Source organism: Roseateles sp. (assembly GCF_049240545.1).
Taxonomy (GTDB): Bacteria; Pseudomonadota; Gammaproteobacteria; order Burkholderiales; family Burkholderiaceae_C; genus Paucibacter_A.
In genome coordinates this window covers 1-25,549 of sequence record NZ_JBMLSK010000137.1, presented here as the reverse complement: position 1 = coordinate 25,549, position 25,549 = coordinate 1, and the positions used below count along the sequence as shown (strand labels likewise).

Sequence of the window (25,549 nt, the reverse complement as noted above, 5' to 3'; positions counted from 1 at the left end):
GATTTTCTGAACCGCATCGACCAGTACGGCAGCGCCCGCGACTTTCCTGCCGTCAAAGGGCCGAGTTACTTGAGCGTGCACCTGCGCTTTGGCACCATCTCGATCCGGCAGCTGGCGCGCGAGGCCTGGCAGCGCATGCAGGCCGGCGACCGGGGCGCCGAGGTCTGGCTGTCCGAGCTGATCTGGCGCGATTTCTATCACCAGGTCATGCATCACCACCCGCATGCGATGAGCCAGGCCTTCAGGCCCGAGTACGACAACATCGTCTGGGAAAGCGGCCCGCAGGCCGAGGCGCACTTTCAAGCCTGGTGCGAGGGGCGCACCGGCTATCCGCTGGTGGACGCGGCCATGCTGCAGCTGAACCAAAGCGGCTATATGCACAACCGCCTGCGCATGGTGACGGCCTGTTTTTTGATCAAGGATCTGGGGATCGACTGGCGCCGCGGCGAGGCCTACTTCGCCGAGAAGCTGCTGGACTTTGACCTCGCTGCCAACAACGGCGGCTGGCAATGGGCCTCGTCCAGCGGTTGCGATGCGCAACCCTATTTCCGCATCTTCAACCCGGTCACGCAGAGCGAGAAATTCGATGCCGAGGGCCGCTTCATCAAGCGCTATCTGCCGCAGCTGGCAGGCTTGCCGGCCAAGCTGATTCATGCGCCTTGGACCGCCAAGCCGCTGGATCTGCAAGGCCACGGCGTCACGCTGGACGCGGACTATCCGCTGCCCATCGTGCGCCATGACGAAGCGCGGCTGGCCACGTTGGCGCGCTATGCGGTCGTGAAGGACCGCAGCTTCCAAGCCGAAACTGCACCAACAAAAGCCTGACAGCCGGGCAAGCCCATGGCCAGGTCAGCGCTCGACTGAAGTCTGTTGAGCCGCCTGCAACAAGCCTTCGCTGAAGGGCGGAACCGCAGCGCTGTGGCGCTGAGGGCCTGCAAGCTCAGCACTCAAGCGCCACTGCTGGACCAGACCGGCATGCCGTTCGCCCCATTGGCGCAACTCATCGTCCTTGCCTTGATAGACCTGGGTCAAAAAGGCCAGCGACAACTCCTGCGTGGCGGCCTTGACCTTGGGGTTCAGGGTGACCCCGCCAGCGGCTGCTCGGTCGGTGAAGATGCTGTGCGAGCCGCCCTCAAACACCACCAAGCTCTTGCGCAGGCTGCCGATAGCCTCAAACACGGCGATGCGATCCTTGGCATCGGAGTGATAGCCAGGAATATTGATCACATCCTCTGAAGCGGTGATGTGCAAGCTGGGGATGCTGATGGGCTTGAGGATGGCCGAGGTCTTTTCCGTCTCGCCATAAAACGGCGGCGCCGAGATGAGGATGGCGGCCTTGATGCGAGGGTCGCGCAATTGTGCCAGCGTCTGCCCCTGACGGGTCACCTCAGCACCCGACAAAAGCATCACCGTGTTGGCCCCATAAGAATGACCGGCGGCGCTGATGCGCTGCGTATCAATCTTGACGCCATAAGGGCTTTGCAAAAGTTGGTCGAGTGCGAATCGGACATCGGCAACGCGGTTCAAGGCCTCGCCCTCTTTGGCCGCTTCCTGCAAGCGCCCCACCAAGCCAAAGGGATTGCCTGCCCACAGGCCGCGGTCACTGCCAATATGCTGCACATGCAAGCTGGCATAGCCCTGCGAGGACCAATAAGCCCCCAGATAGCTGTAGCCACGCCGGGAGCCGCCGATGCCGTGCGAAAACACAATCAGCGGCACGGTGCCGCCGGCCAACTCAGAGGCCGTCGCCTTGGCCGGCCAGTACAGCCGCGCGGGCACCGCTCGACTGCGGGCGCCGTCTTGCCAATCCAGGTCTTCGGTCCGGTAGTTCTTCGTCTCGGCGGACTGATCCACGGCAGCCGCCAAAGGCTCACCCTGCGCCCAATCGGGGCTGGGGCTGGGGCTGCGGCAGGCCGCCAGCATCAGACCCAAACTCAAGAGCGCAGCGCCGCGAAGGAGTCGGGAGGGGCTGGCCGAACGCGCCAAAGAACTGATGCCTTCATTCATGCTGTCCATATGGGCCAACACCTCCAAGTTTCAAGGGCATGAACGGCGGGACCCGTCAGATGCCATGCCTCAAGTGCTCACAGCCTTGCGACGAATCAGGCGCCCGAAGGCTTGAATCATGTCATCTACATAGCTGAACACAATCGGAATCACCAAAAGGCTCAGGAAAGTGGAGGTGATCAGGCCGCCAATCACGACGATGGCCATCGGCGCACGGAAGCTGGGATCGACCCCCATGCCGATGGCGATGGGCAGCATGCCGGCACCCATGGCGATGGTGGTCATCACGATCGGACGCGCGCGCTTGTGGCAGGCGTCAAGAATGGCTTCCAAGCGCGGCAGGCCGTGATCCCGGCGGGCGATCACCACATAGTCCACCAAGAGAATCGAGTTCTTGGTCGCAATGCCCATCAACATGATCAGGCCAATCATCGAGGGCATGGAAAGGGCCGTATTCGTGATGAACAAGGCCAAGAAAGCCCCAGGAATCGACAGCACCAGCGCCGCCAGGATGGTCACCGGTTGGATGAAGTCCTTGAACAAGAGCACCAACACGATGTAGATGCACAGCACCCCGGTCAGCATGGCCAGGCCAAAACTGGCGAACAACTCACCCATGGCCTCGGCATCGCCCACGGTGGTTTGAATCACACCCGGCGGCAGGTTCTTCAGCGAGGGCTTGGACAGGGCAAGCTTCTCCATCTCGCCCAAAGGCTGGCCGTTCAGCTCGATCTCAAAGTTGATATTGCGCAGGCGGTCATAACGATCGATCTGCGCAGGGCCGCTGGCGATCTCCAGCGTGGCGACGCTGGACAAAGGCACAGGTCCCTTGGCGCCCGGCACCGGCAGGCTGGAGAGCAGGGCCAGATCGGTGCGCGCATCGGCGCGCAGCTTGACCACGATGGGCACCTGACGCTGCGCCAAATTGAGCTTGGCCAGGCCTTGGTCATAGTCACCGGCGGTGGCCACGCGCAAGGTATCGGCAATAGCGATCGCATTGACGCCAAGATCGGCCGCTCGCGCAAAGTCGGGACGAACGATCAGCTCGGGGCGCACCAGGCTGGAGGTCGAGGTGACGGCGCCAATGCCCGGGATGGTGCGCAGTTCACGCTCCACCTGCTGCGCATGTTCGGCCAAGACGCGGCCGTCCTCACCGGCCAGCACCAACACGTACTTCTCACTGCTGCCACCAAAACCCACCTTGACCCGCACGCCGGGCAACACATCCAGCGCCTCGCGCAACTGCCCTTCCAAGTCCTGCTTGCTCAGACCCTTGCGCTCCTTGCGGGGGGTGAGGTTCAGAGTCAAGGTGGCCTTGCGAACCTCGGCCACACCGCTGACGGCGAAGGGGTCACCCCCCGCATTGCCGCCGCCGATGGCGGTGTAGATCAGCTTGACATGCGGGTTGGCGCCAACGATGGCTTCGGCCTCTTTCGCCACCGCCGAGGTCTGCGCAAAGCCGCTTCCGGGGGGCAGGGTCAGCGTCACCTGGGTCTGACTCAGATCATCGGGCGGGATGAAGCCGGTGGGCAGCAGGCTGACCAAACCGAAAGAGCCGACGGTAAAGACCGTGGTCAGCCCCAGCGTCGCCAGACGATGCTGCAAACACCATTTGGCCCAGCCGGTGTAGACCGTCAGCCAGCGCGGCTCGGTGTGGTCCTTGGTCGGCGGCTTGAGGATGTAGGCCGCCATCATCGGCGTCAACATGCGCGCCACCACCAGCGAGGCGAACACCGCAATCGCCGCCGTCCAGCCAAACTGCACAAAGAACTTGCCCGGAATGCCGCCCATGAAGGCGGTTGGCAAAAACACAGCAATCAAGGTGAAGGTGGTGGCGATCACCGCCAGGCCAATCTCATCGGCCGCCTCCATCGCCGCCTGGTAAGGCGTCTTGCCCATGGCCAGATGGCGCATGATGTTTTCGATTTCGACGATGGCGTCATCCACCAAGATGCCCACCACCAGAGACAAGGACAAAAGCGTCACCGTATTGATGCTGAAGTCCAGCAGATACATCAGACCGAAAGCCGGGATGACCGACAGCGGCAAGGCGGTCGCAGCCACAAAGGTCGCGCGCCAATCACGCAAGAACAGCCAGACGACCACGACCGCCAGGAATGCGCCCTCGTAAAGCAAGATCATGGAACCGTCGTAGTTCTCCTGCACCGGGTCAACAAAGTTATAGGCCTCGGCAAATTCAATCTCCGGGTGGGCGGCGCGCAGCTCTTCCAGGGCCAGGCGAACACCGGCCGCCACCTCCACCTCGCCAGCGCCGCGGGTGCGAGTGATTTCAAACCCGACCACCGGCTTGCCATTGAGCCGCGCTGCGGAGCGCTGCTCGGCCTCGCCGTCTTCCACCTTGGCGAGCTGGTCCAGACGCACACGGCGGCCATCGCTGAGCGAGATATCCATGGCCGCCAATTCCTGGGCCGTCTGCACCGTGGCCAAGGTGCGCACCGACTGCTCGGCGCCACCGATCTCGGCCCGCCCGCCCGAGGCCTCTTGTTGGATCTGACGCAACTGACGCGAGACATCCGCCGCCGTGGCATTCAGCGCCAGCAACTGGGCGGGGTCCAACTCCACCTTGACCTCGCGGCTGACGCCACCGACCCGGCCGACGGCGCCCACACCGCGCACCGACAGCATGCGCTTGGCCACATAGTTATCGACGAACCAGGACAGGCCCTCATCATCGAGCCCACCGTCCTTGCGCTTGGACGCCACGGTATAGGTCAGGATGGGCATGCCGGAAAGCTCCATCTTGGAGATCACCGGGTCGCGCAGATCGGCCGGCAGGTCGGAGCGCACGCGCGAGACCGCGTCGCGCACATCGTCCACCGCCTGCTGGGTACCCTTCTCCAGGCGGAACTCCACCGTCACCGTGGCGGCGCCGTCTTGCACCGTGGTGTAGATGTGTTTGACGTCTTGCAGCGTGGCGAACTGGTTCTCCAGCTTGCGGGCGACTTGCGACTCCAGCTGCGAGGGCGAGGCGCCGGGCAGGCTGGCGCTGACGATGACCGTGGGCAGGTCGATGTCCGGGAAATTCTGAATCTTCATCCAGCGGAAACCCAGCAAGCCGCCGAGCGTCAGCATGATGAAGAGCAGAATGGCCGGGATCGGATTGCGGATCGAGGCGGAGGAAACGTTCAACATGATGTTTGGCTCGTCCGCTTACTTGACTGCCTGCTTGCTAGCAGCAGGCTCGACCACGCGAACCAAGTCGCCATCGCTCAAGAAGCCAACCCCGCTGGCCACCACACGGGCCTTTGCGTCCAGCCCGCCGGTGACCTCCACCCGGTCGCCCAGGCGGCGACCCAGGCTGACCTTGACCTGGTTAGCTCGCGCATCGGCGCCGACCCGGAACACATAAGCAAAGCCATCGCGCAATTGCACCGCGCTCTGCGGCAAGCTCATGGCGCCCGATTGGCCCAGCTGGAACTCTCCGCGCGCAAAGCTGCCGGCCCGCAGCGCCGCAGCGGCAGGCAGATCCACAAAGGCCAGGCCCATGCGGGTTTGCGGGTCCACGCCGGGCGCCAGCACGCGCAGCTTGCCGGCCACCGGTTTGCCGTCCAGCCCCTGCACCTGCACCGCCAAACCGGGGCGCAGACGAAGCAGCTCTGCCGCCGGCACTTCGGCGCGCCACTCGAGCCGGTTCTGGCGGATCAACCGAAACAACTCTGCGCCCGGTTGCGCCATCGCGCCCAGCGTGGCCAGTCGGGCCGAAATCACGCCATCGTCAGGCGCAGTGATGCGCGTCTGCGCCAGCCGCAGCTCATCGGTTTTCAGCCGCGCATTGGCGGCTTCCATTCGGGCTTGAGCCGCCAGCTCCTGGGTCAGGTACTGCTGCAATTGCTGGGCGCTCAAGGCGTCGCTGCCGCTAGCCTTGAGCTGGCGCACACGCTCGGCATCGCCCTGCGCCGCCGCCAGATTGGCGCGCGCCTCGGCCGCCGCGGCTCGACTTTGCGCCAGCTCGGCCTGCACCGTGTCGCTGGACAAGCGCGCCAACAACTGACCGCGCTTGACCGACTCACCCACATTGACCAAGACCTCGGCCAGACGCAGGCCGGCGGTCTCGGCGCCGATCACCGTTTCTTGCCAAGCAGCCACCGAGCCGTTGGCGCTCAGGGTTTGCTGCCAGTCGCTGGTTTGCGCACTGATGAGATTGACCGTCAGGGCAGGCTTGGACTTGCTGGGCGTGGCGCCGCTGGCTGTCGCAGCCGAGGGCGCTTTCGCTGGCGCATCGGCAGCATTGGAGACACCGTACAGCCATGGCGCAAGCACCAGGGCCAGGGTCAGCACGTTCAGGGCGCGCACGGAGTTTTTCTCTTGCGTTGAGCTGGGCATGACTGGGGCTACTTTCAAATAATTCATCAACAAACGAATTGGGCTGGCCTGCGATGGGGTGGCGCCGCCCTTGGATTCAGCGAAGGCTTGTTCCTGCCGCTGCGGCTGTGGCCGCGGGGCCAGCGGAAGACTCAGGCTGCCAACCGCCACCGCTGGCCTTGTACAAAGTGACCCATGCGGCCAGGCGGGCGGCTTGCACCTGCACCAAGGCGGACTGCGCGTTCAGCGTCAAACGGTGCGCCTGCTCCAGCTCGGCTGCGCTGCTGAGGCCGGCGCGCCAGCTGGCCGCAGTGGCCAAAGCCGCCTTGCGATAGCCTGCGGCGCTGGCTTCGGCGAACTGCTCACGCTGCGCGGCCGAGTCGAGACGCACCAGCCCTTCTTCCACTTCACGCACGGCTTGCAAGACTGCGCCTCGGTAGCCCGCGAGGGCCTCGTCAAAGCGAGCCTGGGCCGCGTCGGCCTGCGCGCGACGAGCACCCGCGTCGAAGAGCGGCAAGGACAAAGACGGGCCAAAACTCCAACCCGAGCCCTCAGCTCGAGGGCCGCCGCTCAACTGCAGCGCCGACAAAGAGATTGACCCGCCGAGTTGCAGCTGCGGATAACGCGCCGCTTCGGCGGCACCGCGCTCCGCCCAGGCAGCCAGCACCTGGCGCTGCTGTGCGGCTAAATCGGGCCGCTGCGCCAAGGTCTGGGCTGGCAGGGATTGCACCTGCAGCCCTTGCGTCTTAGGCAGTTGGGCCTGACGTGCAGCGAGACGTACGCGCAAGTCGGCCTCGGCCACACCGCTGAGCGCCACCAGACCCTTGATTTGCACATCGCATTCGGCCTGCTGCGCCAGCACGCGGCTTTCGCTTTCCGCCGCCGAGGCTTGCAGCAAGGCGTCGGGCCCAGCCGCCTCCAGGCCCACCTTCAGCTTGTCGGCCGACCAGCGGCCCAGCTTGCGCATGGCTTGTGCATCTTCTTGGCTGATCTGCAGGAGCTGCTCGCAAGCACGCAGATTGATATAGCTTTGCGCCACCTCGGCCGCGAGGCTCACTCGCGCTGCATGCCACTCCAACTGGCTGGCTTGGGCGCGCGCCTCGGCCGCATCGCGCTGCTGCCGTACCCGCGAAAACAGATCGACCTCCCAGCCCGCATCGAGGCTGGCATTGCTGAGCGTTTGCGTCGGTGAGCCCTTGGGCAGGGCCAATTGCTGCCGCTGCGTCGTGGCATTCAAATTGACGCCCGGCCAGATCGCGCTGCCCGACTGAGTCGCCAGCGAGCGCGCCTGCTCAATGCGCGCCACCGCCTGCTGCAAGCCGGGGCTGTGCGCCTGAGCCAGCTCGATCAACTGGGCCAGCAAAGGGTCCTCGAACTGCGCCCACCATTGCTGGAGGCCTTGAGTCTGCCCGCCGTGGGGTAGCGGTGCGGCCCAGCTCGCGGGCGTCTGCTCGGCCTGCTGCAGGCGCTGCTGCGGTGGCGGGCTGACGGCGCAGCCGGCGCTGACCAAGGCCAGAGTCAGGGCCAGCGACATGGCGCTCCATCGCGGGTGTTTCAGCCCCTGCAGGCGGAGTTTGGGTTCAGTCTTCAACATCATTTTCTTGAACCCTTGCGCAGGGCTTGTTCGGCTTCAATCATGGCTTGACCAAAAGTGACCAAGCGCTTCAAGGTGCGCTCATAAGCGCCCGCCCCCCGCACCACGCCGGGCAGCAATCCTTCCATATCGTTGGAGGACAACCAATAGTCATGCGCCAGAGCGATGAGGGCGAAAGCCAGTTGATGCAGCTCGGCGTCTTGTCGGGCGTCTTCCTCGGCAACACCGCAACGCTCACCCAACATGAGCACCAAGGCGAAGTGCTGCGGGGCAATGTGCTCCGCACAGATGCCAGCCCAGTCGGGGCTTGGGGAGATCATCTCGCGGCAGAAGATCCGGGTGCTGTCGGCCAAGCCGGAGTCGGCATCAAAGAGTGGGCGCAAGAATGCGGCGTAAAAACTCTCCAGCCAGGTCCGCAGGGGCAAGGCCGCATCGGAATCGGGCATACCGCTCATCACCTGGGCAATCGGCTGCACCAGGACTTCGCGGTAGAGGCCGCGCTTGTCGCCAAAGTAGTAGGCGATCAAGGCGATATTGGCCTCGGCCGCCAGGGCAATTTCACGGGTGCTGGCCTTGTCAAACCCTTTAGCGGCGAAGATGCGTCGCGCCTCACGCAAGAGGCGCTCGCGCCGGCCACTAAGTTCTTCAGGTGTTGCTTTGGACTTCGACATGCCGCGATCATATGAAAATTAATCAATCGATTGATTAAATTTTCCTATTGATTCCGCACCAGGCCAAGCATGACCTGTTTCACCCCTGCGCAGACGACCTGCACTAAAGGTGGCCACCCTTCCGATGCCCAAGCCATGGCGCTGGCATGGGAAGACGCTTGTGCCTGGCAAGTCCCGGGATAGCAAGCACGCCTCGGTCGGCGCGCAAGTTGCAGCTCAGCCGCGCCAGAACTGCGGCGTGAACAACACCAGCACGCTCAGCAGCTCCAGCCGGCCCAAGAGCATGGCGAAGGTGCAAACCCAAGTCTGAAAAGGACTCAAGACGCCGAAGTTCTGAGCCGGCCCAACGAGACCCAAGCCTGGGCCGATATTGTTCAGACAGGCCAGCACCGCGGTGAAGGCGCTCACCACATCCAGGCCGGTGAACAGCAGCAGCATGGTGAGCACGACCAAGGTGGCGCCGTAAAGCATCATGAAGGCGATCACGCTTTGCATCACGCGCGGGCTGACCACCCGACCTCCATAAACCACCGGGTTGACCGCGTTCGGATGGATGATGCGCACCAATTCGCGCTGCGACTGCTTGAGCAACAGCAACATGCGGACCATCTTGATGCCCCCGCCGGTCGAGCCTGCGCAAGTGGCAAAGCAGCCCAGCAAGAGCATCAGCAGCGGCGCGAACACCGGCCATTGCGCGTAGTCGGTGGCCGCATAGCCGGTGGTGGTGGCCACCGAGACCACATGAAAGGCGCTGCTGCGCAGTGCCGCCAGACCGTCGTGCTCGACCCCATGGGCCAGCAAAAATCCGGTCAGCAGCAGGGTCACCACCAGCAGCACCAGATAGAAAGCCTTGAGCTCGATGTCCTGCCACAAGACCCGCAAGGAGCGCTGACGCACCGCGATGAAATAGAGCGCGAAATTGATGCCGGCCAGCAGCATGAAGACGATGGCCACCATCTCCAGCGTTGCTGAATTCCAGTAGCCAAAGCCGGCGTCATGCGATGAAAAGCCGCCGAGTGAGACGGTGGTGCACATGTGCATGAAGGCATCGGACCAACTCATGCCGCCCCAGCGATAGGCCAGCATGCAGCTCAGCGCGAACACGAAATACACCACCCAGAGCCCGCGCGCCGTGTCTGACATGCGGGGCGTCAGCTTTTGCTGATCCTTCATCGGTCCGGCCATCTCGGCCTTGAAGAGCTGAGCCCCGCCCACGCCCAGCATCGGCAAAATAGCCACCGCAAGCACGATGATGCCCAGGCCACCAGTCAGCATCATGAAGCAGCGCCAGACATTGACACTCAAGGGCAGCGCATCCAGCCCCGACAGCGCCGTTGCGCCCGTCGCGGTGAGGCCCGAGACCGCCTCAAAGTAAGCATCGGTGACGTCAAGTCCAGGCACCGCCAGCCACAGCGGCAAGGCGCCAAAAGCAGGCAGGATCAGCCAGGTCAGCCCCACCAGCAGGAAACCATCGCGGGCCTGCAGCTCGCGACGGAAGCGGCGCATCAGCAGCGAAAGCGTCAAGCCGGCCAGCAAGGTGACCCCGGCCGAGATGCTGAAAGCCCGCCTGCCGGCATCTTGCTGCACGGCGGCAAAGGCCAGCGGCACCAGCATCAAGAGCGAAAAAATCACCAACAAGCGGCCGATCAGGGCCAGTACGGCAAGCGGAGAAGTCATGTCTCGAGCGTCAAAAGAAGAAGGTCGCGCCGACCTGGAAGAGCTTCTCGACCTCGCGCATCATGCGCTTGCGGGGCACGAACACGATCACATGGTCGTCTTGCTCAATCACCGTGTCGTGATGGGGAATGATGACGCGTCGGTCGGTCTGGGCATCCTTGATCGTACGCACGATGGCGCCGATCTGCGCGCCCTTGGGCAAGGCGATTTCCTCGATGCGCCGCCCGACCACCTTGGAGGTCTTGCGGTCACCCCGGGCCACCGCCTCCAGCGCCTCGGCCGCTCCCCGGCGCAGACTGTGCACCGCCTGCACATCACCGCGCCGCACATAGGCCAGCAGTTCGCCGATCACCGCCTGCGCCGGCGAGAGCGCAATGTCGATCGTCGTGCCCTGCACCAGGTCGGCGTAAGCGCGCCGGTTGATCAGGGCCAGCACACGCCGCGCGCCCATGCGCTTGGCCAGCAGGCAAGCCATGATGTTGTCCTCGTCGTCGCTGGTCAGCGCCAAAAAGAGGTCGGTCTCCTCGACTTGCTCGCGCTCCAGCAACTCCTCATCCGTGACGTCGCCGTGCAGCACCAGGCTAGCACTGTTGAGCTGGGTCGTCAGGTACTCGCAGCGGGCCAGATCGGTGTCGATCAGCTTGAGCCGACATTCACCCTGGATCTCACGTGCGAGACGCAAGCCGACCCGACCGCCGCCGGCAATCATCACCCGCTTGATCGGCGCACTGCGGCGCGACAGCCCGTCCAGCACGCGGCGAATATGCACCGTGGCGGTCAACACAAAGACCTCGTCACCAGCCTCGATGCGGGTGCTGCCCTCGCAAGCGAGGCGCTGCTCGCTGCCCCCGCCATCCTTGCGGTACAGGGCCACGACGCGCATCTCGCATTGCGGCACCAAGGTGGGCAGCTCGGCCATGGTGTGCCGTACCAGCGGCGCACCCTGCACCGCCCGCACCGCAATCAGGCTCACCTCACCCTCGGCAAACTGCAGCACCTGCAGAGCCTCCGGATACTCAATCAACTGGCGAATGGTGCGGGTCACCGATTCTTCAGGGCAGATCACCGCATCGACCGCGAAGCCTTCGGTGCCGAGCAAAGGACTTTCTTGCTCAAACTCAGGCGAACGCAAGCGGGCGATGCGGGTCGGAATGCCGAAGACCGCATGAGCCACCTTGCAGGCCACCAGATTGGTCTCGTCACTGGGCGCGCAGGCGATCAGCATGTCGGCGTCGCGCGCACCGGCCGCCTCCAGCACCGAGGGCTGAATGCCATTACCGGTGACGCCGCGCAGGTCCATTCGGTCCTGCAGGTCTCGCAAGCGGGCCGGGTCCGTGTCGATGACGGTGATGTCATTCTTTTCGGAAACCAGGCTCTCGGCCACACTCGCGCCGACACGGCCGGCGCCGAGGATCAAAATATTCATGCAGCCATCATACGCAGACCCGCCAGGCCTCGGCCGGGGCCTCGGCGCCAGAAGCAGGCGCCGCCTCTCCCTGGAACAGCCAGCAAAACTGGGGTGATGACCAAGAGGTGCAAGCAGCGGCGCTCGGAGGCCATCCGGGCCCGACAAGGGGAACAAGACCGCAGCAAGCGGCCGCTTGGCCTAGAAGAGCTCCATGGCACTGAGTTGTGCCTGCTCCGTCATCTTGCCGGCCGACACCAGTTCAGCATGGCTGTGGACTTGGTTACGGCCCGAGTCTTTGGCGTGGTAGACCGCTTTGTCGGCACGCTCGAAGGCACCGGCCGGCGAGTCCCCAGCACGCACCTGCGTGAAGCCGATGCTGACCGTGATGCGCCCCACCTGAGGGAAGGCGTAATGCTCGGTGTTGTGGCGCAGACGCTCAAAGGCCTGCACCGCATCCGCTTCATCTTCACAGCGCATCAACACCACAAATTCCTCCCCACCGAAACGGTAGAGCAGGTCGTGGAAGCGGAAGCTGCTGCGCATCAAACGCGACAAGAGCAACAAAACCTCGTCGCCGATCAAATGACCAAAACGGTCATTGACCGATTTGAAATGATCAATGTCGACCACGCCCAAGAAGTAACGCGGGCTGCAGCCTTCGTGACGCCTTCCATCATCGGTCTCGGACAGGATCGCGCGCGCCGGCAGTTCGCTGACCGCCTTCAAGAAGCTCTCTTCGAAGGTCTTGCGATTCAAGAGTCCGGTGAGCGTGTCGCGCTCGCTGTAATCCAGCAGGCCCTGGAAGTTGTGATAAATCCTCAGGATGCTGGTCACCATGCGCTGAGAAGAGCTCTTCAGCCGTTCGGACGAGACCACCTCCAACACGCCCACCACCTCGCGGTCGGTGGCGATCGGGAAAAGGCTGATCAACTTGGAGTCTGACTCCATCTGCACGACCGTGCGACTGTGCATGCAATCCAGGCGCTGAGGATGATCCTGGGCCAGCGGCAAGCCAGCGGGATCGGCCCACAAGGGGTCGGCCGTGGCCACCGGCTCATCGGCGGTCAAACGAGCGCGGGTCAACCAACGCTCCTGACCGGCCTCACCAACACAGCGGAAGATGGCCACCGATTCCGGTTCCAACAAATCACGCAGCGCCGACACCAGGGTGACGTCCATCACGTCCCGGTCGCGGAAACCAGTCAATTCGGCAAGATGATCAACGACTTCGGACATTGCTGAGGACCGCCTCCTTGTCGGAGGTCTGATCATTTTGTTGGCAAGCTTCTGACGGTGACCAGAAGCCCCAACGCCCCATCACCTCGATCACTGCCGCGTGACTGCTTCGGCAAATGGTGACGAAGTGTATCCAGCAATCAATGACAAAAGCTTTTCTTCGTCATAGGGCTTGCCCAAGTAATGGTTGACCCCTAGCTGTTCGGCGTAATCCCGATGCTTTTGCGCAATACGCGAGGTGATCATGATCACCGGCAAGCCCGCTAATCGGGCATCTGCACGCATGTTTCGCACCAGATCAAAGCCGTCCATGCGCGGCATCTCAATGTCAGACAAGACCAGATCCGGCAAGTCTTCGCGCGCGAGTTGCTCCATCGCATCCAAGCCATCTTTGGCCAATTGAACCCGGTAGCCCTCACGCTCCAGCAGGCGCTGGGTGACCCGGCGCACCGTCAAGGAGTCATCGACCACCAGCACCAGCGGCGCCAGCACGTCTTCGGCCTCGAGCACGGGGGCCTGCGCTTCGGACTGCCCCTGGGGCTGCGCCAACTCACGCAACTGCTGCTGTGCGGCCGCACCGTACCAACTGGCCAAGGCCGCGGGGTTGTAGATCAAGGCCACTTCGCCGGAAGCCAACAAACTGATGCCGGCAAGACCGGGCACCCGACTCAGCTGAGGGCCGAGGTTTTTCACCACCACTTCTTGATTGCCCAAGACCTCATCGACGTGCAAGGCCATGCGTTGATGCGCGGTCCGCACCAAAACGACCGAGGCATGCTTGCCATGGCTGTGACCCCGTCCTGCTTGACCAAGCAGCCCGCCCAGCCAGTAAAAAGGCAAGGACTCACCCGCGTAGTCCAGGTGACCCTGGGCATAGGCGGCATCCACCTGATCTTGCGGGACCCGTTGCACCGAATCCATCAGGCTCGCCGGCACCGCAACCGACTGCTCGCCGCAGCGCAACAAGACAATCTGAGTCAGCGCCGTGGTCAAAGGCAAACGCAAGGCAAAGCATGTCCCCTGCCCGGCGGTGGAGCTGGTCTCGATCGAGCCGCCCAAGGTGCTGACCTCGGCACGCACCACATCCATGCCAACCCCGCGCCCCGACAACTCGGTGATTTGGGTCGCCGTGGAGAAGCCGGGGGTGAAGATCAGCTGCATCAAGGCGATATCGCTGATCGGCGTGAGCGCCTCCACCTCGGGCTTAATCAGACCGAGTTGCAGCCCCCGCTCGCGAATGCGCGCCAGGTTCAGGCCCGCCCCGTCGTCGCTGAAGTCCAGCAGCACCTCATTGCCTTCTTGGCGAACTTGCAGACGCACCACGCCGACCGCATCCTTGCCGACCGCCAGGCGTTGCTCGGGCGCTTCAATGCCGTGGCTCACGCTATTGCGCAGCAAATGCTCGAAAGCACCCGACATGCGTTCCAGCACGCTGCGATCCAACTCGGTCTGGCTGCCGACGATCTCCAACTTGGCCTGCCGACCGGCATCGCGCGCGGCTTGGCGCACGACCCGGTGCAGCCGTTCGGCCAGGCTTTCAAACTCGACCATGCGGGTGCGCAGCAGATCGTCCTGCAACTCGCGCGTCAAGCGCGACTGAGCCGCCAACTCATCTTCACCCAGCTGCACATTGCGTTGCAGGCTGCGCTGCACCGTGGCCACGTCGCCCACCGACTCGGCCAACATCCGCGTCAGTTCCTGAAAACGGGTGTAGCGGTCAAATTCCAAGGGGTCGAAATCGGCCGAGCGCGCCTGATTCGCCTTGAACTGCTGCTCTTGCTGGGCGCCCATCTGGGCCTCGGCCTGCAGTTCCAGCTCGCGCAACTGAGCGCGCAAGCGGTCCAAGTTGTCGTCCAGGTCCAGCAGCGACGCCTTCATCTGCGCCAGCTCGGACTCCAGCCGAGAACGCCGAATGCTGACCTCTCCGGCTTGCGCAGCCATGCGCTCCAGCAAACTGGCACGCACACGTACCTGCGCTTGCAGGCCGGTGGCCGAGGTGTCAGCTTGGACATCCGGCCCCGACTCTACGAAGCGGGACCAATCGATCTGGACTTCCTGGGAGGCCGGCGGCTCGACCGTCAGGTCCAGATCCGCGAGGCCCAGCGCCGAATCGACCTCCAGCGGCTCCAGCTGCGCTGACGGCGTCGCCACTTGCAAGCCTTCATCGACTTCATCGGCTTGCTGAGGCGCTGGCGTCTGCAACTCAGCCGCCTCGGGCACAGCGGCAACCTCGCCTGCCAGCAGCGCTGCCGATGATTCAGGCAGCTCGGTCGAAACGGCCTCGGCAAACACCGGCGCAGCAGGCGGCACTTGAGCCGGCGGTGGCTCAAACAGCCCTTGCAACAATCGGTCCAAGCCGAGCTCCAAGGCATCGGCGCCGGCCTGCAAAGCTTGCACATCGGCTGCGGCGGGCGCCGCGGCCATGGCCTTCTCAATCGCCGATTCCAGTGCATGCGCTTGCTCACCCAAACGCATGGCCCCGGTCAAGCGCGCGCCGCCCTTGAAGGTGTGCAGCGCACGCATGCAGGCATCCGCTTGCTGCGTCTGACTCGGGTGGCTCTGCCACGCCCGCAAACCCGCATGCAGGTCACGCAAGAGATCTCGCGCCTCTTCTTCAAAGATGGGCAAGAGCGCGGGGTCGATATCGTCGGGCAAGCCCGGCTCGACCTCATCGGCATCGGCGGACGGGAGCGCCGCCTCCTCGGGCTTGGGCGCCGCCAAACCTGCGGCCAAGAATTCAGCCCCGTTTTCGATCAGGCCCAGCGATCGGGAATCCTCGAAATCGTCTTGCAGACCCAAAGCCGGCAAGCCCTCATCCAAAGCACCAAACTGGCTGCTGGGCGACAAGTCCGGCTCGTAGGCCTGCAACTGAGCCAGGGTGATGGGGTTGAGCGGCTTCAAGAAGCCTGCGGCGAACTGATGCAGCAGATGCCGCACCTCGTCAGCTGCCAGCACAAACAACTGGGCATCGGCCTCGCTGTAACGGCCGGCACGTTGCGCGCGGCCCAAGGCATGCTCCAGCGCTCGGTTCAAGGCCGCCAAATCGTCAAAACGCACGGCGGCGGCACTGCCCGCCAAAGCGTGGGCCAGGGCCTCGCAACTGGCCGGCACCGGCCGATTCAGCTCGAGCGCCCACTCTGCCAGCTGCGTGGCCAAGCGGCGCGACAGCTCATCGGCCTCGTTGAGGAAGATATTGAACAGCTCCAACTTCACCGGCAAGGTGCCGATCATCTTGAACTGCTCGTCCAGGCTTTCTTCCAGCACCGGCTCTTCAAAGGACTCGGTGACGAGGGCTTCAGGTATCGGTTCAGCGCTCGGCTTGGGCCGGTGCAGCTCGATGATGGTGGCGGAAGGCTGAGGCGTGTCCTCAGCGACGGAGGCCTCCTCCTCGGGCAAGACAGTTTCAGTCGGCAGCGGCAACTCCAGCGCCGCCTCAAGGTCGCCGCCTTGAGCAGCTGCTGACTCTGTCTCAACTTCAATCTCGGCCAAGGGGGCCGTTTCAAGGTCCTCAACCGCCTCACCCAGATCCAGGCGAAGCTCGAACTCCGGCAGCTCAAAGGCGGGGCTCGCTGCGGTCACCGTTTCGGCGGGCAGCAAAGGCAGATCAAAGTCAAAGCCCAGATCCTCCAGCCCATCCGGCGACTGCGGGCTTTGCGACGCTTCAGGCGGCTGGCTTGGCTCCAGGGGCATGGGCAGGGTCTGGATCACCGGCTCGACCGCCATGTCCTCCAAATGCAGCATCTCCAGCGCCTGCACTTGTGACTCCGACTCATTCAGCTCGCCGGCAAAGACGGTCGGCATTGACTCCAAGGTCGTGGCCGGCCATTCGATTGGCAGGGACTCACCCGCCAAGCGCAAGGCATCGGCACTGCGGCGCAAGGGATCGGGGACATGGACACCGGGCTGGCGTCCGGCAATCTGCTCGCACCAATCGTGAAGATAGATCAGCGCTTCGGAAGTAAAACCGAGCAAGGCCTCATCCATCTGAGGCGCGGCATCGCCCAGGCGCGTGTTGTACAACTGCTCACAGGCCCAAGCGCCCTCGCCAAAGGCGTCGAAGCCGACCATGCGCGCACTGCCCTTGAGGGTGTGAAAGGCACGGCGCAGCACCGTCATCTGTTCCTTGTCTTGACCATTCACACGCAAGGCGGCCAAGGCTCGATCGGCAGTGGTCAAGACCTCGCCGGCCTCTTCCAGGAAGATCTCCTGCATCTCCGGGTCGGTGGCCGCAGCCATTTGCGGGACCAAGGAGGGTCGCGCGGCAGCGAGTTCGGCCACGGGGGTCGCTTCGACGACCGCAGGGGCCGGCGATGCTGCCGGCTCGGCAGCAGGCAACTCGGCGGGGCTTGCGTCCTGCAAGTCTAGGTTCAGATCGGGAAGCTCGGCGTCAAGGACCGGGGCCGGCGCGGTAGCCGCCACCGGTGCGGCGAAGTCCAAGACCGGCAACTCCAATTCATGCAGGGGCTGCAAGAGCTGCGGCGGCTCGGCCAAGCCGGCCGGCATCCCCGGTGGAGGCGTGTGCGCCGCCACCACGCTGGCATCCAGCGGCGGCAACTGCGTCGCATCGCGACGGCGGCCCATCACCGGGTTGAGCCGGCCACTGGCCTCGTCAAAGACAAACATGCGCTTGGCCAACTGCGGCTGAACGCTCAACATGTCGATCAAGAAACCCAGAGCGCCGAGGTTGTTGGCCAAGCGGTCGAAGAGCTCACGTGCGCTGCCGCGCGCCATGTCCACCTCGGTATTGGCCAACTCATCGACTTCATCGCGCATGTACAGGCACGCCTGCGCCGCTTGGTCCAAACCCAAAACGGTCAACACACCACGCATGGCCGACAGCTGCGCCGGCACCGGGATCAAGCGTTCGCGCTGGCCGGGATCGCGGAAATACTCGTCGGCCTGACGCTCAATCTCAGACAAATTGCTGCGCAACTCTTGCACCACGCTGCCCAGCGTTTGCCGGTCGGAAACGCGGCGGTACAAGTCTTCCATCCAGGCTTCGAGTGGCTCGGGCGCCTCGCCATGTTGGACCGCTTCGATGCGGCCGGCGAGTCGGCGCACCCGCTCCGCTTGCTCGGGTTGGTCGAAGGCCGCGTCATCCAAGGCCGCATCGACGTACAGCAAGCCGGTGGCCACCTCCATCGCCAAGGCCGGCGCGGGCGCCGCACCGGAGCGCAGCGTGGCGACCACCGCCCGCTGCAAGGCCTCGGCCAAGACTTCGCCCGAGGGAAAGAGCTTCTGCAGCGATTCCGCCAAGGCCGCAAACTGTTCATTCAATGCGCCGGTCCGCGCACTATCGCCCTCGGCGGCGCTGCTCCATGACTCCTTGGCTGAACTGACACGGCGGCGCGCCTGCGTCACCCAAGCCGGGTCGATTCGGCCCAGGGTTTCATCCTCATAATCCCCCGGCTCCACGGCACCGGCTTCGGCAAGACCATAAGCCGCCAAGGCGGCCTGCAAGCGCAATGCCGCTTGACCGGGCGCCGGCGCACGGCTTTGCGCGCAGAAAAACAGCAGGTCATGCGCCAAACGCTCGTTGATGCCGGCATCGCCCTGCGCCACCACTCGCAGCTGCGACAGCAGCCGCGAGCCCAGTCGCTTGACGAAAGCATCGACCGTCAACAAACCCAAGGCCTGCGCCTCGAACATGGCACTGGCCAGCTGCCACAGCGTGCGGCCGTTCGGCTCGGCCAGTCCGGCGGCCAAGGAGGCACACAAATCGCTCAGGCTACGCGCATGGGCCGCGCTGGGCTCGCGCATAGCTTTCAGCAAGGTGGCCTCAAACGGCGGACGCACCGACTCATGCGCCACGGCTTTGGCCTGCGCATCGGGCGCAATCGCCCGCCAAGACCAAGCCAACTCCCACAGGTCTGCCGGATGAATCCGCTCCGCCCCATTGAGGGTTTGCAGTTCGCGATAGCTGGGGAAAAGGCTCAAGGTCGAGCTCTTGTTACCGGCCAACATGCGCGCAATCAAGGACAGCAGGGCGAAGTCCGCTCGCTCAATGGTTTCGACCCGCTTCAAATCGATTTCTTGCGGATTCAGCGCCAGATGGGCCACGGCCTGCTCGGCCGCCGCCAGCACCTTGGCGCCCGCAGGCAAACCCACCAGCGACAAGACACCCGCGACCTGATGCAACTGGGCCGCAGCGGCCTGCATCGAAGGGTTGAGTGCGCTCTCGCCGCCCAACGATGCCGACAGCGTGCTGCGCACATCGCCATCACGAAGCAGTCGACGCATTGATTTGTGCACCGACTCCAAAGAGCGGCGCAACTCCTCCTGCACCCAGGCCAACGGACTGAGATCGGGCGGGAACTCTGATTCAGGCGAGAAATCCATGCCGGGCCCCTCGCCTCAATTGACCTTGAAACGCGCCACCGAGGCCTTCAAGGCATCGGCCGAACGCGACAACTCATGCACCATCTGAGCGGTCGATCGCGTCCCCTCACTGGTCTGCTCGGTCACCGCAAAAATATGCTGAATATTGGAGGCCACCTCGTTGGCTGAGCGAGCCTCGCTGAGTGCCTGAACGGAAATCTGCGCAATCAATTCATCAAGACGACGCGACACCGAGTCGATCTCTTCCAGCGCCCGGCCGGCCGCATCCGACAAGCGCGTCCCTTGAACCACACCCAAAGTGGAGCGTTCCATGGCGGCCACCGCATCATGGGTGTCGGTCTGAATCGTCTTGACCAGCGCCGCAATTCGCCGCGTCGCATCGCCCGAGCGTTCCGCCAGGCGCTGCACTTCCTCGGCCACCACCGAGAAGCCCCGTCCGGCTTCGCCGGCCGATGCCGCTTGAATGGCGGCATTCAGCGCCAGCACATTGGTCTGCTCGGTAATGTCGGAGATCAGTTCGGTGATCTCGCCAATCTCCTGCGAGGACTCACCCAGGCGCTTGATGCGCTTGGAGGTCTCCTGGATGTGCTCACGAATCGAATTCATGCCGCTGATATTGTTCTGCATGGCCTGCAAGCCGGACTCGGCCGCTTGGCGCGACTGTCGCGCCACCGAAGCGGTGGCCTGGGCTTGGCTGGACACCTCGTTGATGCGCCCCGCCATTTGCAGCACGGCCTCACCCGTCGATCGAATCTCGTGCAGCTGCTCTTTGGAGGCCGCCAGCAGATCGGTGGAGGTCTGATCGACCTGACCGGTGGTATCGGTCACCCGGGCCGCCGTACTCTGCACCTGGCTGACCAGGCTGCGCAGCTCTTCCACCGTGTAATTGACCGAGTCCGCAATCGCGCCGGTGATGTCCTCGGTCACGGTGGCTTGCTGAGTCAAGTCGCCCTCGGCGACCGACTGCAACTCATTCATCAATCGCAAAATCGCGGCCTGATTGGCGTCATTGACGCGCTTGGCTTCGCGCTCCTGGGCCTCCGCCTCCGCCTTCTGCGCTTCGGCCATTTGGGCACGCTGGGCTTGATCAGACACATAAAATCGCAAGAAGCCCAAGGCACCGACCACCAAGGAGGTCAGCGAAGCCAGCATCAGCGCGATCAACCAGACGCTGACGCCACCGGCCTTCTCCAATTCCAGCGCCACTTGCTCCAGGCCCTTACGCAAGGCCTCGCTGTCGGCCAGGATGCTGGTCTGGGCTTCACGCGCCGACACCAGCCCCTGCAAATTGCCCAAGATCGAACTGGCTTGGGTACGCGTCTGCTCGTACTGCTTCAACAGCGTCGCCAAACGCGCCCGCATCTGCGCATCCTTGGCGGCATTGAGCTTCAGCTCAGAGCTGCCGTTCAGCAGCGCCTCGGTAATGAGCTTGAAGGAGTTGAGGTCTTTACCCAACAAGAACACCGCCTCGGGGCTCACCCCTTCCTGAGTCAAGAACTCATTGGCACTCTTGCCGATGCGCTGGGTCAACATCACCAACTGGCCAGCGGCGGAGATCTCTGCTGCCGACGCCCCCTGCTGCAAGGCCTCAGCGGCGACTGAATCGGCACTCTCCAGCAAATCAGACGACTGCCGGTTGATGGCTCGCAAGGCCAGACCCACCTCGGTCAGCACTTTCTCTTGCGACTGCACCAGCTTGCCATTGGCCTCGGCCCTTTGCACCAGCGGCAAGACAGCCTCCAGACTGGGCTGAACCGCGGCCGGCGCGATCACCAACTCACCCTCGCCGGTTCGCAGGCTCGTGACCACCGAAGACAGGGCGCCCACGCTCTCGCGCAGTTCGGCAAACGCGTTCGCATTACCCACCAGGGCGGACGACACCGACTTCGCCATGCGCTGCGACTGCATCAAGGCTTGGCCGGTGGCGCGCACCTGGGCCGCGTTGCGAGATCCCCCCAACAAACTCAGGCTCACCGTCGCGGCCGTACCGATCAGGCCCAAGGCCACCAGGGCGGTCAACAGGGCTTGCCGACGCGCCGCATTGGCCTTGTTCACCACGGGGGCAGGACGGGGTTCTGACACGGTGGAGGTGGTGGTCGCAAAGGTCGCCGTGGTTTCACCGAACTCGGTGCTCGCCACCTCGGTCGGCAAGGCTTCCGAAATAATCGACGCTTCGCCGGGCCGGCTGCTAGGCAAGGCTTGACCCTGGGTTGAAAGGGGCAACTGCTCACTGGCCGCGCTTGGCGGCTGCAGCGCCTCACGAGCTGTTTCGGAATCGGTCTTGCCCAGGTTCTTGATCTTGTCCAGGAAGCTCATCTCACCCTCGTGAAGTCGTATGTGTGCCGGCACAAGCCGGACTTGTTCTTGCTAACTCCGGATCAAACCACAACCTGCAAGAACTGTTCATGCTTTGAAAGGGCATCCAAATGCAGTTGTTGCCACGATCGACCGTCGGCATCGCGCATACGCGCCCCGGCAAAACGAGGCCGCGCCCCCGGCAGCAACTCGGCCGGCTGAGGTGGTTCAAGTTGCAGCTGTTCATCGGCCCGCAAGCCCACCAAACGGTCCACCAACAAGGCGCAATTGATATTCAGGTCGGGATTGAAGGCCACCAGACGCGCCTGCCCAGGGTCTAGGCGCGCATCTTGTCGGGCATTGCCGTCGCGCAAGCCCAAGAAAACAGCCAGATCAATCACCGTGAACAAGCCGCCGCGCAAATTGGCCACACCGGCCAACCAGGGCTGCGAGTAAGGCACGGGCTTGATCGCCACCGGCGTGAAGATTTCGGCCGCCTCTTTCAAGGACAAAAGCAGGCCATAACCGGCACATTCAACGGCCAGCCAATTGGCCAATTGAGTCTGCTGATCACGCGCGGCCTGCATGCGCTGCGCCAGACGCTGCTGAAGTTCTCGAAGTGCGTGGCTTTTGCTCATAGCGCAGGTCTTCGGGCTTGCCGGGCTCAGCCCAAGGCCTTGATCTTGGCCAGCAGTTCCTCGGCCTTGACCGGCTTCACCACATAGTCGCGCGCGCCCTGACGCATGCCCCAGACCTTGTCGGTCTCTTGGTTCTTGCTGGTGCACATGATCACCGGCACGGCGGCAAAGCGTTCGTCGCGTGTGATGGTGCGCGTCAGCTGGAAGCCGTTTTGGCCCGGCATCACCACGTCCATCAAGATCAGGTCGGGCGTTTCTTCGGCCAGTCGTTTCATGGCCTCTTCGCCGTTCTCGGCGGTACGCACCGAGTAGCCGCGCTTGATCAAGAGATCGCTCAGCACATGCAACTCGGTCTTGGAATCATCAACCAGCAGGATTTTGTGAATAGGCATCGCGATTCCTCAGGCAAGCTCACGGGCTGCAGCGGCAAAACAGTCGGCAAACAGAAAACAGGGGATGGGCGCAAAGCCCCCGGCGGCGCGCATCAGGCCTCGCGCCGGTGCATCTGCACCGTTTGCAGCAATTGGTCTTTGGTGAAGGGCTTGGTCAAATAGTCTTGAGAGCCGACCATGCGGCCGCGCGCCTTGTCGAACAAGCCGTCCTTGCTGGACAGCATCACCACCGGCACGCCGGCGAACAAGGGGTTGCGCTTGATGATGGCGCAGGTCTGATAACCGTCCAGGCGCGGCATCAAGATGTCACAAAACACCAAGTCGGGCTGGTACTCGCTCAGCTTGGCCAGCGCGTCAAAGCCGTCTTCGGCCAGCACGACCTCATGCCCGCCTTGCTTCAGAAAGATCTCGGCACTGCGGCGAATCGTGTTGCTGTCGTCAATGACCAACACCTTGGCGGCATAGGCGCGACTGCCTTCAGGAACTTGCATGTCCAAGCTTGTCTCTCCTCAAAGCCAACGAGGCACTCAAGCGCCTCGGCTGCCGCAGTATGCCCGTCAGGCGACCGCTTGATCAGCCAAACAAGCCCTGAGATCGCATCAAATTGCAACCATCTCGAAGTCGTCCTTGCGGGCGCCGCATTCGGGGCAAGTCCAGTTCATATCAACAGCGGCCCAGGGCGTGCCGGGCGGAATTCCGTGCTCCGGATCCCCCGCGGCCTCGTCGTAAATCCAGCCACAAATCAGGCACATCCAGGTACTTGGGTTGCTCACGATGGGGTTCTTTTTGCTCACTACAATGCAAAGATTGTAGCCACGCCGGCAAGTCCGCCGTGGCGGGTGAATCGGCAAGGACGCAACAGCGAATCCGTTCGCTTTGCACGTTTTGCACCTTTCTCCCGCCCTCGGATCCGGTGCGGTCTTGCCGCCTGCGGCCAGCCCATTGCAGTCATCATTGCAGTCATTGCAGCAGCTAATCTTTACTGCAGAACCCGACCGATCGCGCCGCAACCCTATGAGCAAAACAACCGCCCCCACAGCAGCCGCTGCTGACCCGACCCTGCTGCCCGAAGGCCAGGAGGAGGCGCAGGCACCAGCTTGCGTGATGAGCTTCAACGCCAGCGAGGCCAGCGGCGCCAGCGGCCTGGCTGGCGATGTGGCCACCATTGCCGCCATGGGCGCACATTGCCTGCCGGTGGTCACCGCCATCATCATGCGCGATACCGCCGAAGCCTTTGAGCACCACACACTGGACGCCGACACCATTGCCGAGCAAGCGCGCTTGATTCTGGAAGATGTGCCGGTCACCGCCTGGAAGGTCGGCTTTCTCGGAAGCCCCGAGGGCGTCAGCGCCGTGGCCGAGGTGTTGAGCGACTACCCCGATGTGCCGCTGGTGGCCTATTTGCCGAATGTGTCTTGGCTGGATGAAGAGCAGCAGCAAAGCTATCTGGATGCCTTCCGCGAGTTGGTGCTGCCGCAAACCCATGTGCTGGTGGGCAATCACAAGACCTTGACCGACTTCCTTCTGCCCGACTGGGACGCCGACCGCCCGGCCTCGCCGCGCGAACTGGCCGTGGCCGCCGGCCAACATGGCGCCGCGCATGTGCTGGTGACCGGCATCGGCCTGGCCAATCAGTTTGTCGACAATGTGCTGGCCAATCCGCAAGGCCCCATCACCGGCGAGAAATTCGAGCGCTTTGAGGTCAACTTCATTGGCGCGGGCGACACCTTGTCGGCCTCCCTGGCCGCCCTGCTCTCGGTGGGCGCGGAGATTCACTCGGCCGTGGGAGAAGCCCTGTCCTTCCTAGACCAAGCGCTGGACGCGGGCTTTCGCCCCGGCATGGGCAATGCCATCCCCGACCGCTTCTTCTGGGCCTTGCCGCCTGAAGAGGGCGACGAAATCGAAGCCATGCCCGGTGCGGCCCCCGAAGCCCCCAGCCTCAGCGTCGAAGACACGGCGCCGACGCGCCCGCCTCGTCGCATGCATTAATTCAACCTGTTCATGTCAATGTCTCAAAACCAAGTCCTGTTCGAACGCGCCCAAAAAGTCATCCCTGGCGGCGTCAACTCCCCGGTGCGCGCCTTCCGTGCGGTCGGCGGCACGCCCCGCTTCATCAAACGCGGCGACGGTGCCTATATCTATGACGCTGATGGCCAGCGCTATATCGACTACATCGGCTCCTGGGGCCCGATGATTCTGGGCCACGGCCATCCCGCCGTGCTGGAAGCCGTCACCAAGGCCGCCCAAGAAGGCTTCTCCTTCGGCGCACCGACCGAGCGTGAAATCGAGCTGGCCGAAGAGATCTTGAAGCTGGTGCCCAGCATGGAACAGGTGCGCCTGGTGTCTTCCGGCACCGAGGCCACCATGAGCGCCATCCGCCTGGCGCGCGGCGCCACCGGCCGCAGCAAGTTCATCAAGTTCGAAGGCTGCTACCACGGTCACACCGACGCCTTGCTGGTCAAGGCAGGGTCAGGTCTTGCCACCTTCGGCCACCCGACCAGCGCCGGCGTGCCGGCCGAAGTGGCGCAGCACACCCTGGTGCTGGAGTTCAACCATCTGGCCCAGCTGGAAGAAGCCTTTGCCTTGCACGGCAAGGAGCTGGCCTGCGTCATCATCGAGCCGATCGCCGGCAATATGAACTTCGTGCGCACGCAGACGGCTTATATGAAGCGCCTGCGCGAGCTTTGCACCGAGCACGGCGCCCTGCTGGTGCTGGACGAGGTGATGACCGGCTTCCGCGTCGGCCTGCACAGCGCGCAAGGCCATTACGCCAGCCTGATCCCCGGCTTCAAGCCCGATATCAGCGTCTTCGGCAAGGTGATCGGCGGCGGCATGCCGCTGGCCGCCTTCGGCGCCAGCCGCGAGATCATGAAGCATCTGGCCCCGCTGGGCGGCGTCTACCAAGCTGGCACCTTGAGCGGCAACCCGGTGGCCACCGCCTGCGGCCTGGCCACGCTGCGCGAGATCCA

Annotated in this window: 17 protein-coding genes; 3 read left to right on the top strand and 14 right to left on the bottom strand. The window is 63.7% G+C overall.

Annotation, left to right across the window (positions count from 1 at the left end):
- On the top strand, window positions 1-825 hold an 825-nt coding region (locus tag ACOVRJ_RS08870), incomplete at its 5' end, for a cryptochrome/photolyase family protein (RefSeq protein WP_422043495.1).
- A 24-nt stretch (window positions 826-849) separates the two neighbouring features.
- Here ACOVRJ_RS08870 and ACOVRJ_RS08865 read toward each other — a convergent pair.
- From ACOVRJ_RS08865 to ACOVRJ_RS08800, 14 genes are all read right to left on the bottom strand, one after another.
- A complete protein-coding gene (locus tag ACOVRJ_RS08865) occupies window positions 850-2,016 on the bottom strand; it encodes an alpha/beta hydrolase family protein (protein ID WP_422043494.1) in 1,167 nt (388 codons plus the stop codon).
- Window positions 2,017-2,076: 60 nt separating this feature from the next.
- The gene (locus ACOVRJ_RS08860) at window positions 2,077-5,160 is read right to left on the bottom strand and encodes an efflux RND transporter permease subunit (protein WP_422043493.1); all 3,084 of its coding nucleotides are present in this window, start codon (window positions 5,158-5,160) and stop codon (window positions 2,077-2,079) included.
- 18 nt (window positions 5,161-5,178) lie between these two features.
- Complete coding sequence (locus tag ACOVRJ_RS08855) at window positions 5,179-6,351, bottom strand: efflux RND transporter periplasmic adaptor subunit (protein WP_422043492.1); 1,173 nt, start codon at window positions 6,349-6,351, stop codon at window positions 5,179-5,181.
- A gap of 76 nt (window positions 6,352-6,427) precedes the next feature.
- Window positions 6,428-7,924 carry an efflux transporter outer membrane subunit gene (locus ACOVRJ_RS08850; protein ID WP_422043491.1) on the bottom strand — a complete coding sequence of 499 codons (1,497 nt, stop codon included), beginning with the start codon at window positions 7,922-7,924 and terminating at the stop codon, window positions 6,428-6,430.
- Window positions 7,924-8,595 carry a CerR family C-terminal domain-containing protein gene (locus ACOVRJ_RS08845; protein WP_422043490.1) on the bottom strand — a complete coding sequence of 224 codons (672 nt, stop codon included), beginning with the start codon at window positions 8,593-8,595 and terminating at the stop codon, window positions 7,924-7,926. Before ACOVRJ_RS08845 ends, ACOVRJ_RS08850 begins: the two co-directional genes overlap by 1 nt.
- A 216-nt stretch (window positions 8,596-8,811) precedes the next feature.
- The gene (locus ACOVRJ_RS08840) at window positions 8,812-10,272 is read right to left on the bottom strand and encodes a TrkH family potassium uptake protein (protein WP_422043489.1); all 1,461 of its coding nucleotides are present in this window, start codon (window positions 10,270-10,272) and stop codon (window positions 8,812-8,814) included.
- Window positions 10,273-10,282: 10 nt separating this feature from the next.
- The gene (trkA, locus tag ACOVRJ_RS08835) at window positions 10,283-11,698 is read right to left on the bottom strand and encodes a Trk system potassium transporter TrkA (RefSeq protein WP_422043488.1); all 1,416 of its coding nucleotides are present in this window, start codon (window positions 11,696-11,698) and stop codon (window positions 10,283-10,285) included.
- Window positions 11,699-11,878: 180 nt separating this feature from the next.
- Window positions 11,879-12,916, bottom strand: coding sequence for a GGDEF domain-containing protein (locus tag ACOVRJ_RS08830; protein WP_422043487.1), 1,038 nt, complete (start codon window positions 12,914-12,916; stop codon window positions 11,879-11,881).
- Between the two features lie 90 nt (window positions 12,917-13,006).
- Window positions 13,007-19,255, bottom strand: coding sequence for an Hpt domain-containing protein (locus ACOVRJ_RS08825; RefSeq protein WP_422043486.1), 6,249 nt, complete (start codon window positions 19,253-19,255; stop codon window positions 13,007-13,009).
- Between the two features lie 15 nt (window positions 19,256-19,270).
- Window positions 19,271-21,571 (bottom strand): methyl-accepting chemotaxis protein, encoded by a 2,301-nt coding sequence (locus tag ACOVRJ_RS08820; RefSeq protein ID WP_422043485.1) that lies wholly within the window; start codon window positions 21,569-21,571, stop codon window positions 19,271-19,273.
- 62 nt (window positions 21,572-21,633) lie between these two features.
- Window positions 21,634-22,188, bottom strand: coding sequence for a chemotaxis protein CheW (locus ACOVRJ_RS08815; protein ID WP_422043484.1), 555 nt, complete (start codon window positions 22,186-22,188; stop codon window positions 21,634-21,636).
- A gap of 26 nt (window positions 22,189-22,214) precedes the next feature.
- Entirely contained in the window at window positions 22,215-22,580 is a 366-nt protein-coding gene (locus tag ACOVRJ_RS08810; RefSeq protein ID WP_263537843.1) for a response regulator transcription factor, read from the bottom strand.
- A gap of 92 nt (window positions 22,581-22,672) precedes the next feature.
- A complete protein-coding gene (locus ACOVRJ_RS08805) occupies window positions 22,673-23,071 on the bottom strand; it encodes a response regulator (RefSeq protein WP_422043563.1) in 399 nt (132 codons plus the stop codon).
- Window positions 23,072-23,179: 108 nt separating this feature from the next.
- A complete protein-coding gene (locus ACOVRJ_RS08800; protein ID WP_263538328.1) occupies window positions 23,180-23,332 on the bottom strand; it encodes a rubredoxin in 153 nt (50 codons plus the stop codon).
- Window positions 23,333-23,594: 262 nt separating this feature from the next.
- Between ACOVRJ_RS08800 and thiD the strand changes: the two genes are divergently transcribed.
- Complete coding sequence (gene thiD / locus ACOVRJ_RS08795) at window positions 23,595-24,569, top strand: bifunctional hydroxymethylpyrimidine kinase/phosphomethylpyrimidine kinase (protein ID WP_422043483.1); 975 nt, start codon at window positions 23,595-23,597, stop codon at window positions 24,567-24,569.
- Between the two features lie 18 nt (window positions 24,570-24,587).
- Window positions 24,588-25,549: glutamate-1-semialdehyde 2,1-aminomutase (gene hemL, locus ACOVRJ_RS08790; RefSeq protein WP_422043562.1), on the top strand; the 962-nt coding region annotated here is incomplete at its 3' end.